Origin of the sequence: Pseudobutyrivibrio xylanivorans DSM 14809 (assembly GCF_900141825.1) — a bacterium.
Taxonomy (GTDB): Bacteria; Bacillota; Clostridia; order Lachnospirales; family Lachnospiraceae; genus Pseudobutyrivibrio; species Pseudobutyrivibrio xylanivorans.
In genome coordinates, this window is the sequence record NZ_FQYQ01000008.1 from 90,161 (window position 1) to 105,403 (window position 15,243).

Sequence of the window (15,243 nt, forward strand, 5' to 3'; positions counted from 1 at the left end):
ATCCATTTCAATAAAATGTCCTATCCTGTCATTTAGAATCCCTGTTTTGTCAAAAATCGATTTTTCCATATGTTATAATTGGATTTAGAAAGTCACTAATGATTAGTAGTAACTGCCATTTTTTCAGGAGGCGTGATGCTGAATATTGCACTTGTAGAAAATGATAATACTGATGCTGAGCTTTTTACTGATATTGCCAGTTCATATTTCATTGATGCAAAAGTAGAATTTCATATAGATATTTTTGCAGCCGGTGAAGAATTCCTTGACGCTTATCAGGGACAGTACCAGATTGTGTTTATGGATATTGAGCTGGATGGCATAAATGGAATGAACACCGCTAGAAAGCTTAGAGAAATAGATAACAATGTCATCCTGATTTTTCTGACTAATCTAGCGCACTATGCTATAGCTGGTTATGAAGTAAATGCTACTGATTATATTTTAAAACCACTTCAGGAAAATGCCTTTAGGCTTAAGATGCCAAAGGTTTTGGCTCAGATTCAACAGCAAGCAAAGAAAACAATCACTGTTCTGTCAAAGGGGCAGATGCACACCTTCTCTACCGATGAACTTTACTACGTAGAGGTTCTTTCCCACAGACTTTACTATCACACTTTGGATGGAGTATATGATGTTCGCGGTACAATGTCTGATGCCGAGACAAGCCTTTACAAATTTGATTTCAGACGCTGCAACAACAGCTATCTGGTAAATCTTAGATTTGTAACAGGTATTCAGGGAAATGATGTTAAAGTTGGTCCACATGTACTTTCCATCAGCAGACCTCGCAAGAAAGAATTTATCAATGAATTAACCAATTACCTAGGAGGACAACTATGATAGCTTTTCATCTATCACCTTTCATAGTTTTAATACAGCTTTTTGCCACCACAGGCATACTTCTGTTTTATCAGGAACGCAGAAGCTACTTTTGGCCAAGACTCCTTGTCACCTTGACATGTGTCATAGGACTTAATTTTCTGTGGGGATTTTTCCCTCCAGAGCTTGATACCGTTGCATACGCTCTTCAGTTTTTATTAATCGTTATTGGAATCGCAGCATGCTTCAAGCTAAATTTTCTGTCTGCACTTTTTTGGGGCGCAGCTGGACTTACAATACAGCATTTAGGATATTCAGTAATGACTCTTGTAGGTGGTGTAGTTCCAAAACTATCTTATTCACTTATAATTATGATTATCGTATTTACGATAGTATTTATTAGTGAATACTTTTTACTTACAAGAAAGCTAGGAAGAGACTTTGAATTAAAAGAGAACTATGTGTATCTGACAATCATTTCTCTTGTTGCAATGTTCACCACCACATTTTTAAATTCCTACAGAATGAACTTTGCAGAAGATAAGGCACTGATTACCATCACATCAATCTACTCCATTATTTGCTCAGCCCTTTCTCTGGCACTTCAGCTTGGTCTTTTTGAAAAGACAAAGATGGAGCAGGAAGTTCTGGTTCTTGAACAGATTATTGCAAACGACAGACAGCACTATGACGACTCTATGCAGAACATGGAAATGCTCAACATGTACTGCCATGACCTTAAATATTTCCTTAGAAGAAATGCAGATGAGGTAGGCTCTTTCCAGCAACAGGCAGAAAAATTTCTTTCTACCTTTGATGCTGAAATCGCCACCTACAACCACGCTTTGGATACAATTCTTACAGAGAAATCATTATACTGTGCAAACAATGATATCCAGTTTACCTGCATGGCGGATGGGCAGCTTTTGGAGCACATGGACACCGTTGATATTTATTCCCTCTTTGGAAATCTTTTATCAAATGCAATCGAGGCAGTATCGTCATTAGAAAACAAAGAGCGCCGCATGATTTCCTTAACCCTGCGACGCCGTAACGACTTTGTTCATATTTTGATTGAAAATTATTATGACAGCCAGCTGGATTTCCACAACGGACTTCCTGCCTCTACAAAAGAAGAAGCGCACCTCCACGGCTACGGCCTAAAGAGTGTACGCTATCTTGTAGAAAAATATCACGGTAATATCACCATCTCTGCTGATGATGACATCTTCCGTGTAAATATCATGATGCCGATATTCTGCCATATTAATACCTGAATCTATATTATCGAAACTGAATTAAAAACCTTATTTTTTAGGAACAATTGGAATGTAATTCCAGTTATCATTTAAATCTGCAGGTAGAGTTTGGATGATATTATCAAGCCCAACATATTCTTCTCCATCATTATCAGGACTAACTGGTGTCCCTCTTAAATACACATTATCTGCTTCAGGATAACTAGAAGATATGTGTTCCTGTATGGAATCCTCCAACGAGGCAACATCTTCTATTGTTTCTGGGTCATAAAAATACATTACTGTTACAGATTTTTCTGAATCTTTTTCGCCATCTAAATTCACATCCAACTTACATCCCAGTACACCTGGCATTGTCGTAATATCTTTGGCAAACATATTCTTCATATATTCATCCAAAATCTGCTTTTTGTCTTCTTCTGTTATCCCCTTTGAAGGTTGTATTTCCTCTTCGCTAAGGGCGCCTTTAGGTACTTCTTCGGTAGAGATATTTTGAGTACTACAGGCTACACAGAATGCAAAAACAATTACCATAAATGCCATCAGAATCCTAAGCTTCATTGGCTCCTCCTTATGACAAACAACCTCAACATTTTCAAGTCTCATATTCCTACCACTATTATCATTTTAACACATTTCCTACACATTACTGTACAAATTGTGGCGTATTTTATTGTACATACTTACTCAAAGCAATTTTTTAACTTGTTTTAGTTAATTATTTGGAAGAAGAAATCGCCCCTGGGAAGGTATAATTTTATCATTGAAAATCGTATAACGATTAAAGAGGAGGTTAATGTAATGAAAATTTTAAAGGTAACAGATCCTGAATTTACCAACTACGGTAGAATCATTGAGGGATATGAAGCTGAAAAGAAGGAAATTGTGGAGGCACTTAAGAATAGCACTCCTATTCCTGAGGGAACAGAATATGTATCTGAGGAGAAGGCTCTTCAGAGCTTAGCTGCTGCAGATAAGATTACAAATTCTTTATTTGGTGGCTCACCAATGCAGTTCGGATGGTGCAATGGTCACAACACAAAGCTTAACTGCCTTGAGTATCACCGTTCAAGCGAAATCAACCTTGGTTCTACAGATTTCATCCTTCTTCTTGCTAAGAGAGAAGAAATCGTTGATTTCAAGCTTGATTCAAGCAAGGTTAAGGCATTCCTTTGCCCAGCAGGTACAATGATTGAAGTTTACGCTACAGCACTTCACTATGCTCCATGCCAGGCTAGCAAGGATGCTGGTTTCCAGGTACTTGTTGGACTTCCAAAGGGTACAAATGTAGGCTGCCCAGATTTCGTTCGTGCCAACACAGAGGACAAGCTTCTCACAGCAACAAACAAGTGGTTACTTGCTCACGCTGAGTCAGCAGAAGCTAAGGATGGCGCTTGGGTTGGTATCACAGGCGAAAATATCGATATCGCAGCTGATTTAAAATAGCATCCCATATCAAGACTTTTTCTTTTAGGGATGCATAAAACTTAATATAAAAAATCTTTATGCATCCCATTTTGTTATTTAACAATTATGGGATGCATATTTTTACTAATTTCATCTAATTTTTGACTTAAAATCACTTTAACAATCAAAAAATCTGTTACCAATGAGTCTTATGCTCATCAATTACAGTCTTTTCCATATTAGTTCTCTGGCTCTATTGGATTTGTCTTGTAATAGAAAACCATTCCGTCATATAAATCCGCTGGAACCTTGTCAATTCTGTATGCCCAATGCATTAGACAATAAACATCTGCGAATCCTTCGCCAATACTTCCCATAGTAACATCTGAGTGAACCATATCATAAACTGATTTCTGTTCTGTTTCAGATAAAGTTGTAAAATCAAGGCAGTAACGCTTGTCATCAAAATACTTTGCCTGATATGCAAGAGGATCTGCTGATGTTAAAGAATAATTTTTACGCTGAGATTCGCTATTTTCATCTTCACGGGTTACTGCAATGTTATCAGTAGTTTTGAAGAAATCTGTACCAAGGGAATAGTATTTATCTCCATACTTTTCCTTCAGTTCACCTCCCATTGATGTCTTCTGATATCCTAACTGGGAAATCTTTCCGATATGACCGTCGTGTGCACCTAACATAACCTTTCCGCCACCGATTTGCTTTTCCAAATCTAAAATCCATGTTACATTTTCAGCCATACATTTATCTCTGTAATCTAACATTTCAATCTGGTCAGGTTTCTCATAATCCATATACTGAGAAATTGTAGTAGTCATATGAAGAGCTGATTCTAAGTCGTAATCCAAATATTCTTTTGACTTCTTGTTAAGCTCTGTTCTGATATCAGCCAGCTCTTTCTTGACATTTTCTCCTTTAGCTACCGCTTCATAATCTGTCAACTTCTCAAGCTCAGAAGTTTCTACATCAATATTATTCTTTTTTAAGTAATCAAGAAGATATGGCACTGTCACATCTGGATTTTGCATATCAAATCCATAGAATCTTAACTTCTGATTCTCATTTACAGCCATGTTATAGTCACGCATCCACTCTAAGGTATCTGCCATCTCGTCTGTGTGATATAGGGTGAACATCATATTGTTTACAATTTCTCTGGCATCACCTTCACCACCCTGAATATATTCATTGGCAGCCAGGCAATCACCATAATCTGCTTCAATAGCAAATGCTGTAAAACCATTATCCTTTACAAGCTTTTTGAATATTTCCAGCTTGATTTCCTGAAACTCTTTATTTCCGTGGGTGGCTTCTCCCACACCTACAATTTCTACATCAGAAGGGATTGTAAATTCCTCTACTGTTGTTCCCGCTTCAACTACATCCTTAATTTTGTGACTGGCTAATACTGTCTTATAATTAAACCCAATCACACTGAGAATAATTACTGTTATTATTATAATTGCGATTACCTTTAATACTTTTTTCATCTGCCTCTGCTCCGTAAACTATATTGTAATATTGCTTTGATGTAAGCTTGTAAACCAAGGTGTAAACTCCTACAAATATTAAACATACAACAAGTGTTGCAAGGAAAAATGTAGGAGTATCCACAATTACTAGCATGTTCATGAATAATCGTAAAATCTTGCTGGCTACCAACATGTGTACAATTGCTGTTATTACCGGAAGGAAGAATATGATTCTTACCTGATTTCTGATTGCCTGTTTTACTTCTTTTTCTGTTAAGCCTGCATTGCTTAAAATCTTGAATCTCTTCTGATCCTCAAAGCCCTCTGACATCTGCTTGTAATAAATAATCATTACTGTCTCTATAAGGAAAAGGATTGCAAGGAAGATTCCTACGAAGAAGGCACCACCCAAGATGCCATAGAAATAACTTCTCTGTTGTTCCTTATACATTACATCAGTATAAATACCAAAATCTGTATTAATTACATTAGAAAAAACTTCCAGCTGTGAATCAGTTATCTTTTCATCAGTATCAAATCCCATATAAATTGATTTGCCTTCTTCTCCATAGAATCCACTGTCTTCAGACATTTGTTTCATTACGTCTTCATTGGACACAACGATTACTTCTTTGCTAAACAATGTCATTGTTGGGTCGAAAATATTTTCTATAGAATCTTTATCAATCTTATTCTTCTCTACATAATCTTTTCCAAAGATAGATACTACATCATCACATTCGAACTTATCTATTGAACTATATCTCAGCACTTCTCCAGCATTAAGCTTTTCATTTGTTCCAACATAATGGTTGTAATTATCAAGTGTCATGAAATATACAACTCTCATATGTTCAAAGTCGTACATATCACTTTTATTTTCAACTGGTAAAAGTTTATTAGTCTCTGCTGGACATGATGTAGTGACATACTCTCTATATGAAATGTCATCAGTTTCGATGCCTGTGGCGTTAAATGCCTTTTCAATTACATTCATGCAGTAATCTTCTGAAAGTGAATCAGAATCACCGTATGTACGAATCATAATATCCTGCTTGAACATTGAATTGATATTCTGCTCTCCAAGTGCCATAAGTGCGCCAGAGCATACCATAAGAAGAATAACTCCTGTTGAAAGGATGCAAATAGATGCAAGACCTACTGCATTGTGCTTCATACGGAAAAGTAAATTTGAAATACTGATGAAGTTTTTTGTCTTAAAATAATACTTCTTATTCTTCTTTAAAAGCTTTAATACAAAGATGCTACCTGCTACAAATAAAGCATATGTTGCTATCATAACAAGTGCGATGCTCTTCATAAGATTTCCCATAGCTTCAAAGGTACCTTCTGTAGAAAGTGCTATGTAATATCCAAGAACAAGACAAACAATTCCCACAACAAGTAATACACCTTTTACCTTTGGCTCCTTCTCACCTGTGTTCTCACTTTTAAGTAATTCAATTGGTTTGCCTACTCTGACAGTGAAAAGGTTGTAAATCAAACATAAGGCAAACATTGCCATAAAAAATACGAATGTCTCTACAAATGCTGCTACAGGAAATTCAAATCCCTTAGCTGGCTGCTGATGTGTCAGTCTGTATAAAAACATCACCATCAGCTTATTTAAAAATGCTCCGCCAATAATTCCAAGCCCAATACTTGCCAGAGCCTCGATAAGCGACTCAATTAAAAGTACAACTGTGACATGCTTTTTGCTAAGTCCTAAGATTCCGTATAAACCAATCTCTTTTTTTCGTGACTTCATTACAAACTGGTTGCCGTAGAATAAAAAGATTGCTGAAAAGAAAGCTACTGCAGCGCTTCCAATCATAAGGAAGATTACGATATAGTTGGCACCGTAAAAAGCTGGCACTCCATCGTTAATAATATATCTGCTGTGAATCATTGCTCGTAAGATTTCAAAGAGCATTACTGTTATTGCGCTAACTCCGATATAAGGAAATACAGTCTTCTTATTATTCTGAATTCCGCTAACGGCGAGCTTAGACAAAAGATGATTATTCATTGTCTTCTCCTCCCCTCATTATTACGGTTACAGTATCGCAAATCTTATCAAGCATTTCGTTTCTCTTAAGATCTCCTCTGTAAATCTGGTGAAATACCTCGCCATCTCTGATGAACATTACTCTGTCTGCATAGCTTGCTGCCACATTACTGTGAGTTACCATAAGGATTGTCTGGCCACTCTTATGGATATCTCTAAGCTGATGCATAAGGTTTGTTGCTGCCTTTGAATCAAGGGCACCTGTTGGCTCATCTGCAAGTAAGATATGTGGATTTGTGATAAGAGCTCTTGCAACTGCTGTTCTCTGTTTCTGTCCACCTGACACCTCGTATGGATACTTCTTAAGAAGTGATTCGATTCCAAGCTCCTTAGCAAGTGGAAGAACCTTTTCATCCATTGTCTCGTAATCCTCTCCCGCAAGAACTAAAGGAAGCTTAATATTATCTTCGATAGTAAAATTATCAAGTAAGTTGAAATCCTGGAAAATGAATCCAAGGTTATTGCGGCGGAAAATAGCACGCTCGCCATCTTTAAGAGCTGAATAATCTTTACCATTTATCAATACCTTTCCTGCTGTTGGTGTATCCAGGCTGGCAAGAATATTTAAAAGAGTTGTCTTTCCACTTCCTGACTCACCCATGATTGCTACGAACTCGCCTGGCTCCACGCTGAAATGTACATCCTTAAGAGCTGTTACCCCTTCACCACCAAGTCTTGTTTTATATACTTTCTTAACATGATTTGCTTCTAATACTGACATTATTTTCCCTCCGTAAATACGTTATTTGTCTCATCTGATGGTATAAGAATAACAAAAAAGGAAATGCGTTACCTTTTGATTGGCTTACATTTCCTCACTCTAATCTTACATTTTTGTAAGGTCCGAATTTTTAAGTCCATCCTGGTAAATTGTAATAATTACATCCGTACCTTTATTTTCTTGTGACTGTATGCTAATTTTATGCCCCAGCTTGTCACATACTCCCTTGCATAGATACAAGCCAAGACCACTAGCTTTTTTATCAATTCTACCATTGTAGCCTGTATATCCCTTTTCAAATACACGTGGCAAATCTTCACTTCTAATTCCCATGCCAGTGTCACGAATGACTATCTCTCTGGCATCACTTAAATCTCTGGCAAAAATCTTAACTCCACCCTTTTTAGTATACTTAAGTGCATTGGATAAAATCTGCTCTAGTACAAAGCAGAACCATTTCTCATCTGTAAGAATTGTACCATCCAGATTTTCCAGCTCTACAGATAAATGCTGATGAATAAAAATTGTGGAATACTTTTTCACCACCTGCTTTACCATGCTTTCAAGCTGACAGTTTTCCAAAAGCAAATCTCCTGACATTTCTTCAAAGCGAAGATAATTAAGAGCCACCTCTACATAGGATTCAATTCTGAATAGCTCCTGACGACAATCTGCTGCATCAATCTCCTCACTCTGAAGCAGCAGTCTCAAAGCTGCTATTGGGGTCTTGATTTGATGAGCCCAAAGAGCAAAGAAATCTTCCTTTTCTCTGAGTTCTTCCCACTTCTCATCCGTATCTTCGGCTGTTGGTTGCCATGAATTCTGTATGGTTCTTATTATTTTCCTATGATTAAGAACACAGATAACTACTCCTAATAAAAATACAAAACCAATCTCGTAGAAGAGAAATTCACTATCTATGTTGTAGAGAACACCTATTATCCACAATAATATAATTAATATCGTATTTGCGATAATTATTGTCTTGTTATTCTTCCAAAAACTATTCTCCAACAATATATCCAAGTCCTCTCTTAGTAGTAATAAAATCAGGAACTCCTGCGGCCTCTATCTTCTTTCTGATTCTGGTGACATTAACAGTCAGTGTGTTGTCATCTACAAATTCATCTGCTCCCCAAAGGCGCTCCATGATACTCTCGCGGGATACCACCTTTCCTGGGCGCTCCATAAGGGCTTTAAGGATTAGATACTCATTCTTTGTTAAATCCAGCTTGTCTCCATCAATGGTGGCTGTAGTGTCATCAAGATTTAAGGAAATATTTCCCACCTCCAGCTTATGAACACTGATGCTCTCTCCGTAGCTTCTTCTAAGGATTGCCTGAAGCTTTGCTGTCAGCACCTGCAAATCAAAAGGCTTTGCTATAAAATCATCTGCTCCCATATTCATAGCCATAACAATATTCATATTGTCATCAGCAGATGATAAAAATACTACTGGTACCTGAGAAATTTTTCTTATCTCTCCACACCAATAAAAGCCGTTATAGCACGGCAGGTGAAGATCCATAAGTACGATATCAGGGGCACACTCATTAAAGGTCTCGATGACCTTTCCGAAATCCTCCACCACTGTACATTTCATCTGCCAGAGGGATAAATGCTTTGCCACCTCCCCTGCAATTATTTCATCATCCTCTACAATCAATACATTTTTCATTTATTACACCCAATCAAAACTAGTCTCTTTTTGTTTTAAAGTTCTTAAACATCTGGTAGCATACCATCAACAGCCATACCACCATAATTCCCGCTTTAACCATGCCATTAGAACTATCTGGCTTTGCAATAATGAAAGATATTATCACCAAAAGTGGAACAAGCACTAAATATGCAGACCATATAATCTTTCCTATTTTATTTAAAACAGGATTGGTATAAATCATAAAGCCCCATGGTAATGTGGTGACAATATTGTCGTAGTTTAATGCCGAAGCAAGATTATCAATAAATTCCTCCGCTGGAGAGAACTGTACGCCCTGCTTCTCCTCATCAGCTACATAATCAAAGAGACTAACCATTTCCTCCATGGATTTATTTCCATCACTTATTGCTTTCTGGCAAAGGCTTTTAGACGCATAGATTTTTGCTTCTTCCTCATCAAGTGTTTCCAATTGTTTTGTCAAAGCCTGTGCAACAGTGATGTCTCCATTTTGAATATCCGTAATTGTCTCGATGGACATGCCCATCTTTCTTAAAACAATTATCTGCTTTATCTCATCTAAATCTGCTTCAGTATAATCTCTATATTTACTTTCTTTATCTCTAACTGGATCAATAAGCCCCTTCTTTTCGTAAAAACGAATATTGCTTATTGATATCCCAAGTCTTTCAGACGCTTCTCCTATTTTCATCTACGTAACTCCTTGCTGTCTGTACTATTTCCGTAGGATACTTTAAATATTCTAACAGTGCTATGGCATTTTTGCTACTAGAAATACCCAAATGTATCTTATAGTCGAAAAATCTCTCATCAGACTCTATTTTGCTATCAAAATGATAATTGTCATATCCCTCTATTTCTGTCAGCTCCACATCATGAGTTGCAAGAAGAAGATGCACCTTCTTATCTGACAAGAATTTCAAAATAGCTTTTGATGCGGCGATTCTTTCCTTGGTGTTTGTACCCTTTAATATTTCATCTATGACTATAAGAAGTGGTTCCTCACAATCCCTGACTTCATCTATGATTCTCTTTATGTAATTTGCCTCACGGTAATAATAGCTCTCCCCAGACTGCACATCATCCCTGAGAGCCATGCAGGTCATAATCTTCATTTTGGGCATAGCAAACTCCGTGGCGATACAGGTTCTGATAGCCTGTCCAAGAATAGCGTTAATTGCTACTGCCTTCATAAATGTAGATTTTCCTGCTGCATTTGGGCCTGTAATTATTACCTTGTTTTCCAACGATAAATCATTTCCAACAGGTGCGTCCAAAAGTGGATGTGCCATGTTTTTCATTTCAGGGTAATCAGATGCTGATGGCTTGCACCAGTACTTACGTCCTTCTCTGTACTCTGCAACAGATAAAGCAATATCAAACCTTCCAATCATCCCCATCAATGTGGATATCTCTTCCTTCTTCATAGCCAGTTTCTTAATAACTATGTTGTAAATAGCTATGTCATAAAGCAATACACCATATAGGTAATCCATCAGAAGAGAACTTACATCTCCCGCTATGCTTGCGCGACGTCTTGAAATAACACCTACTAAAATTCTGTTTATACCACCAAGTGCTTTTATAGTTTCACGTTCTTTATCAGTAACGTACTTACGAATTTCCTGATTCTTATTTAACTGAGTTGAAACAGTGTAAATGTCTTTAAAGGATGTAAGAGTATTTAAATAGATTTCGTATTTCTGCTTCACCATAAAATAAAAGGCAAAATTCACTGCTATATTTACACCTAGTGCCGCAATGAAATAACTACTTCCTGTGATTAAAGAGAGCAATCCAAATATTAAAAGCGTTACTTGCAAAAGGTAAATCACATATCCATGTTCAATAAGCATCAGCTCACTGTCCTGTAATATTTCATAAAGATAATAGCTCTCACGACATTTTCCTATTCTATGAATTTTATCAGTAAGACTCTTTTTGAATTTGGTGTTCTGAGAGATTTCCACTGCCACATCATCTGCAAATTCATTCTGTCCACAATGTAGACTGTGATATAAAAGCTGTTCACCGATAAAACTTTTTGTATGATTCACTTCAAGGAACACTTCATCCATTTCAAGATCGTTCCAGGTAATCTCATCTACCATGCCAGAATTCATTCTGTCATGCATTCTTCTAATATCTTTTAATCTGCTTTCTGCTTCATAATATTTTCTTTCTGACATAAAAAAATCCTCCTATTTGAGGAGGATTTTAAAGTATGAACCTGGTTTAGAGTCAAGTATTTTCTTCATTTTCTGTGTTAATTCCATAAGCTTTTCTCATCCAAGGTGCTACAACGTACAGTATGATCAATATCACAAACATTTGTAAACAAGAAATCACTATATCATTCAATGAAAACTTATGCTGTGTAATAAGATCCATTACCACAGTAAATAAACTTATACCAACTGAAACTGTAGCTGCTTTGATTATTATCTGTTTAAAAATTTTTTTATTTAGTTTAAATTTCTCAAGCTTCATAATTATTCTCCACCATAAATTGATAATCCATCTTCTCCTGGAAACTGATGAGCGTAAATTGAAAAATATTCCCATGTATTAGTTCCACTGTCATCATATGATTTTCTATCTTTTTTCAGATAATCTTTGTATCGTCTTAATATCTCATCATCAGGATATTTTACTAATACATAGGTAATCATGTGATTCTCTTCATCCAGAAGTGCATATTCATATGTTCCACAGTTACCATCTGCTGCAATATATGCAGGATAGTTATACATGGAATCATCATACATGATTTCCTGAGTAAATTCATCCTCTTTTTTAGAAATTTGAGTTTTTATTGTACAGCTTATCTTGGAAAGTCTCTCCACCTCAGCCTCGTAATCACTCTCACTATATGTAGCATTTAAGAACACAATGCCAGATGTGCTGGCAATATCCGTATGAAGTCTTTCAGTATATGAGCCTTCCTGAACCTTTTTTACATCCTTTGGAAATACCATGAAATAAGAATGTAAATCAGAATGATTTTCATCGATTAGCTTCTGCTTGTCGTAGGCACTAAGACCATGCACACCTGACGTTCCCACTGGCTCAAATGTCTTATTCTTCATCTTCTCGTGATATGGATTTGTAGCTGAGGCATCAAAGCCCTCCAGCAGGTACTCCTCTGGAATGTATTTTTCATATTTCAAATCCATGAAATAATTACAGAAGACCTGTTCAGCATAAATTATGCGCCCCTTGCCATCTGTCATGGCATAAATAAATCCGTGATAATCATCAGCATCCATGGCAAGAATCTGATAATCCTTCTCTCCTGTCACACCATAGATTCCAAAGTAATCATCATGTTCCTTTGACTCCAGGCGTGTAAGCTCTTTTTCATAAGCCTCTGAATCATAATCTACTACAAGGTATCCTACATACTGAGCATCCCATGGATTGTAATAAACCAGCTTATAGTCTGCCACATTCATCTCATCAGTGATTTTTCCTGGCCAGATATCTTCATCCATACCCCAGCGAGTCCTATATTCCTCTTCTGCATTAGGGCCTGAACGATACTTTTCATAATCCTCAATATCTGTATGCGTTCGTACTCTACCGTCCACTAAAAATAGCACAAGCAAAAAGATAACCAGCCCAGTGGATGGGATTGCAAGTATAGCTCCTAAAATAATCAAAATTACCTTTATAGCTTTTTTTACAAGTCCCTTCCAGGAAGCCTCCATGGCCTCCGCCATTTTCTTTTCCTGCTTTTCATCAAATGCTGCTAGCTCTACAACATCCGATGAACACATCTTCTTATAATAGTCTCTGCAGGCCTCACATTCATTTAAATGTTCGTTAACAACTTTCTTTGTATCATCACTACACACATCATCATGAAATAGAGGCAACAAATCTTTTATTACATCACATGAATATTTCATTGTATTTCCTCCTGAATCTTAAGCTTAGCTCTGTGGAAGGTAACTCTGGCCCAACTTTCTGTCTTGCCATGTATCTTTCCAATCTCCGCAAAGGATAATTCTCCAAATGCTCTCATCCAAAACACCTCTTTATAAGGCTCCGGAATAAGATGTAAAACCTCGTGAATTTTTAGAGCTAATTGTTTGTTTTCAATTATCTCTTCAACATTCAATACATCGGGAGTATTACTAAGTTCCGTTTCGTTTTCAGAGCTGAACCTTTCCTCCTTTTTTCTTTGAGTAAAATATAGATTCTTTGCAATCTGGAATAGCCAAACACTCAGCTTGCAGTCGCCTCTATATCCATCAATACCCTTTAGGGCTCGGAAGAAGGTTTCCTGTGTAATCTCTTCCGCCAGGTCTGAGTTACTACAAAGACTCATTACAAAGCGATAGACTTGCGGATAATACAATTTATATATTTCCTCAAATTCCTTCACACATTTCTTCTCCTTTGTTTGTTTTATATCTATAAGACTCAGTCATGTGACTTTCGTTACAAAAATTTCAAAAAATTTTTAAATTCTTTTTTGAACCTATTCTACCATCTGTCCATAGAACAAAATCTCATTCTCAGAATTTTCAAGTTCCGTATATACGATAAACTTAAATGGCTCGTCAGCGTGAAACTCTTTTATCTCTGGTTCTTCCTGTTCCATAGCTGATTCCACCATCATGATAGCTGTTACCGCGGCTGCCTCGAGGCCTTCTTCATCAGTCTTAATCTTTGTCTTCTGAATAATTTCATCAATCATAACATCATCATCTGTCATCTCTGAAAAATCCGCGCTTCCATCAAAGGCCGATGTAGCTCCTCGGCTATTGAGATATCCAATCATAATATCTTTTCCAAATTCGCTATCAATATCCATCTTTGGAAGCTTTACATCTACATCCCATACTTCAGCATTTGCAATAGCCTTGTCTATATCTTTGATTTCGCCTAGTACAAATGCAGCATTTACTCCATACTTAAGTGGCAGGATTATAAGCTTTCCACCATCCTCTTCATAATATCTGAACCTATCAACCTGATTCATGAAATCCTTTGTCACTTTATTTCCAGAGAAGGTTTTGAAATCATCCTTCATAGTCTGATATTCTTCAAATTCATTTATCCAAGGAGCTCTAAGATATAGGGCGTTTGTCAGAATTAATTTATAATCTGTCAAATCATCAGCAAGCTTTGGAATCTGACCATTTGTGGAATCATTTACCCATGTATTAACGGCATCTGTGAGCTTTTCACCTGACAAAGATGCCGCGGTGGCATCGTACTCCTTTTCAACCTTTTCTATATACTCTTTTCTAAACTTTCCGCCTCGGGATTCATTAGCCCAGATAGAATTTACAATTTTAAAGGCTCCATCTGGAGTTCCTTCTCCATCTATATAATAATCATCATTTCCTTTTGCTTTTTCCACATTCTTCTGATCCCCGGCTAGCCAATCATTGAAATCTACAGTTGAATTATAAACAAGAGAATACCAGGTATTCATCTGCTCCTCATTTTCAAATCCTGCCGCCTTTAGAAGCTCTTCTTTTGTTTCTCCATTTGCTCCAGCTATAGCAAGACATAGAGCTGCCTTATATGAGGTTGGCGAAATCATGTAATTCTGATTTACATAATCCTTTGTCTCTAGGAACTTAATTAACTCCGAATCAAAATCACCCATTCCACCAATTACTTCTACATCCGTATTTACGTTTTTATGCTCTGTAGGGTCTTTTACAGGAGTTGTATTTCCTCCTGCACCAGAGCTGCCACAGCCTACAAACATTCCTGCCATAAGCATTCCTATTAATAAAGTACTAATTATTCTCTTTTTCATAGCGGTTACC

The 15,243-nt window shown here is 36.9% G+C and carries 15 protein-coding genes; 3 read left to right on the forward strand and 12 right to left on the reverse strand.

The genetic code is table 11. The features are described 5' to 3' along the window. Nucleotides 1-135 precede the first annotated feature (135 nt). Both BUA88_RS07950 and BUA88_RS07955 read left to right on the forward strand, forming a co-directional pair. Nucleotides 136-843: a LytR/AlgR family response regulator transcription factor gene (locus BUA88_RS07950; protein WP_072915592.1), complete on the forward strand. Its 708-nt coding sequence runs from the start codon at nt 136-138 to the stop codon at nt 841-843. Continuing rightward, nucleotides 840-2,099 carry an ATP-binding protein gene (locus BUA88_RS07955; RefSeq protein WP_072915596.1) on the forward strand — a complete coding sequence of 420 codons (1,260 nt, stop codon included), beginning with the start codon at nt 840-842 and terminating at the stop codon, nt 2,097-2,099. The genes BUA88_RS07950 and BUA88_RS07955 overlap by 4 nt, the downstream gene beginning before the upstream one ends. Nucleotides 2,100-2,129: 30 nt before the next feature. On the opposite strand, the gene BUA88_RS07960 is transcribed toward BUA88_RS07955, so the two are convergent. Continuing rightward, on the reverse strand, nt 2,130-2,687 hold the full coding sequence (locus BUA88_RS07960) for a hypothetical protein (RefSeq protein WP_072915601.1): 558 nt from the start codon (nt 2,685-2,687) through the stop codon (nt 2,130-2,132). Nucleotides 2,688-2,882: 195 nt separating this feature from the next. Between BUA88_RS07960 and BUA88_RS07965 the strand changes: the two genes are divergently transcribed. After that, nucleotides 2,883-3,527: a DUF4867 family protein gene (locus tag BUA88_RS07965; protein WP_072915605.1), complete on the forward strand. Its 645-nt coding sequence runs from the start codon at nt 2,883-2,885 to the stop codon at nt 3,525-3,527. Between the two features lie 200 nt (nt 3,528-3,727). On the opposite strand, the gene BUA88_RS07970 is transcribed toward BUA88_RS07965, so the two are convergent. From BUA88_RS07970 to BUA88_RS08020, 11 genes are all read right to left on the reverse strand, one after another. Beyond that, nucleotides 3,728-4,999, reverse strand: coding sequence for an erythromycin esterase family protein (locus tag BUA88_RS07970; RefSeq protein WP_072915609.1), 1,272 nt, complete (start codon nt 4,997-4,999; stop codon nt 3,728-3,730). Beyond that, complete coding sequence (locus tag BUA88_RS07975) at nt 4,929-7,010, reverse strand: FtsX-like permease family protein (RefSeq protein ID WP_072915613.1); 2,082 nt, start codon at nt 7,008-7,010, stop codon at nt 4,929-4,931. Before BUA88_RS07975 ends, BUA88_RS07970 begins: the two co-directional genes overlap by 71 nt. After that, nucleotides 7,003-7,770: an ABC transporter ATP-binding protein gene (locus BUA88_RS07980; protein WP_072915618.1), complete on the reverse strand. Its 768-nt coding sequence runs from the start codon at nt 7,768-7,770 to the stop codon at nt 7,003-7,005. The genes BUA88_RS07975 and BUA88_RS07980 overlap by 8 nt, the downstream gene beginning before the upstream one ends. A gap of 105 nt (nt 7,771-7,875) precedes the next feature. Next, a complete protein-coding gene (locus BUA88_RS07985) occupies nt 7,876-8,796 on the reverse strand; it encodes a sensor histidine kinase (protein ID WP_242939598.1) in 921 nt (306 codons plus the stop codon). Beyond that, nucleotides 8,774-9,448, reverse strand: a complete 675-nt coding sequence (locus BUA88_RS07990; RefSeq protein WP_072915622.1) for a response regulator transcription factor — start codon at nt 9,446-9,448, stop codon at nt 8,774-8,776. Before BUA88_RS07990 ends, BUA88_RS07985 begins: the two co-directional genes overlap by 23 nt. Before the next feature lie 19 nt (nt 9,449-9,467). Beyond that, nucleotides 9,468-10,142 (reverse strand): MerR family transcriptional regulator, encoded by a 675-nt coding sequence (locus BUA88_RS07995; RefSeq protein WP_072915625.1) that lies wholly within the window; start codon nt 10,140-10,142, stop codon nt 9,468-9,470. Next, on the reverse strand, nt 10,120-11,640 hold the full coding sequence (locus BUA88_RS08000) for a MutS-related protein (protein ID WP_072915630.1): 1,521 nt from the start codon (nt 11,638-11,640) through the stop codon (nt 10,120-10,122). The genes BUA88_RS07995 and BUA88_RS08000 overlap by 23 nt, the downstream gene beginning before the upstream one ends. A 52-nt stretch (nt 11,641-11,692) precedes the next feature. Further along, on the reverse strand, nt 11,693-11,941 hold the full coding sequence (locus tag BUA88_RS08005; protein WP_072915635.1) for a hypothetical protein: 249 nt from the start codon (nt 11,939-11,941) through the stop codon (nt 11,693-11,695). A gap of 2 nt (nt 11,942-11,943) precedes the next feature. Then, nucleotides 11,944-13,362: a zf-HC2 domain-containing protein gene (locus tag BUA88_RS08010; protein ID WP_072915638.1), complete on the reverse strand. Its 1,419-nt coding sequence runs from the start codon at nt 13,360-13,362 to the stop codon at nt 11,944-11,946. Next, on the reverse strand, nt 13,359-13,841 hold the full coding sequence (locus BUA88_RS08015) for an RNA polymerase sigma factor (protein WP_028246170.1): 483 nt from the start codon (nt 13,839-13,841) through the stop codon (nt 13,359-13,361). Before BUA88_RS08015 ends, BUA88_RS08010 begins: the two co-directional genes overlap by 4 nt. 96 nt (nt 13,842-13,937) lie before the next feature. After that, entirely contained in the window at nt 13,938-15,233 is a 1,296-nt protein-coding gene (locus BUA88_RS08020; protein WP_072915642.1) for a serpin family protein, read from the reverse strand. Between the last annotated feature and the right edge of the window lie 10 nt (nt 15,234-15,243).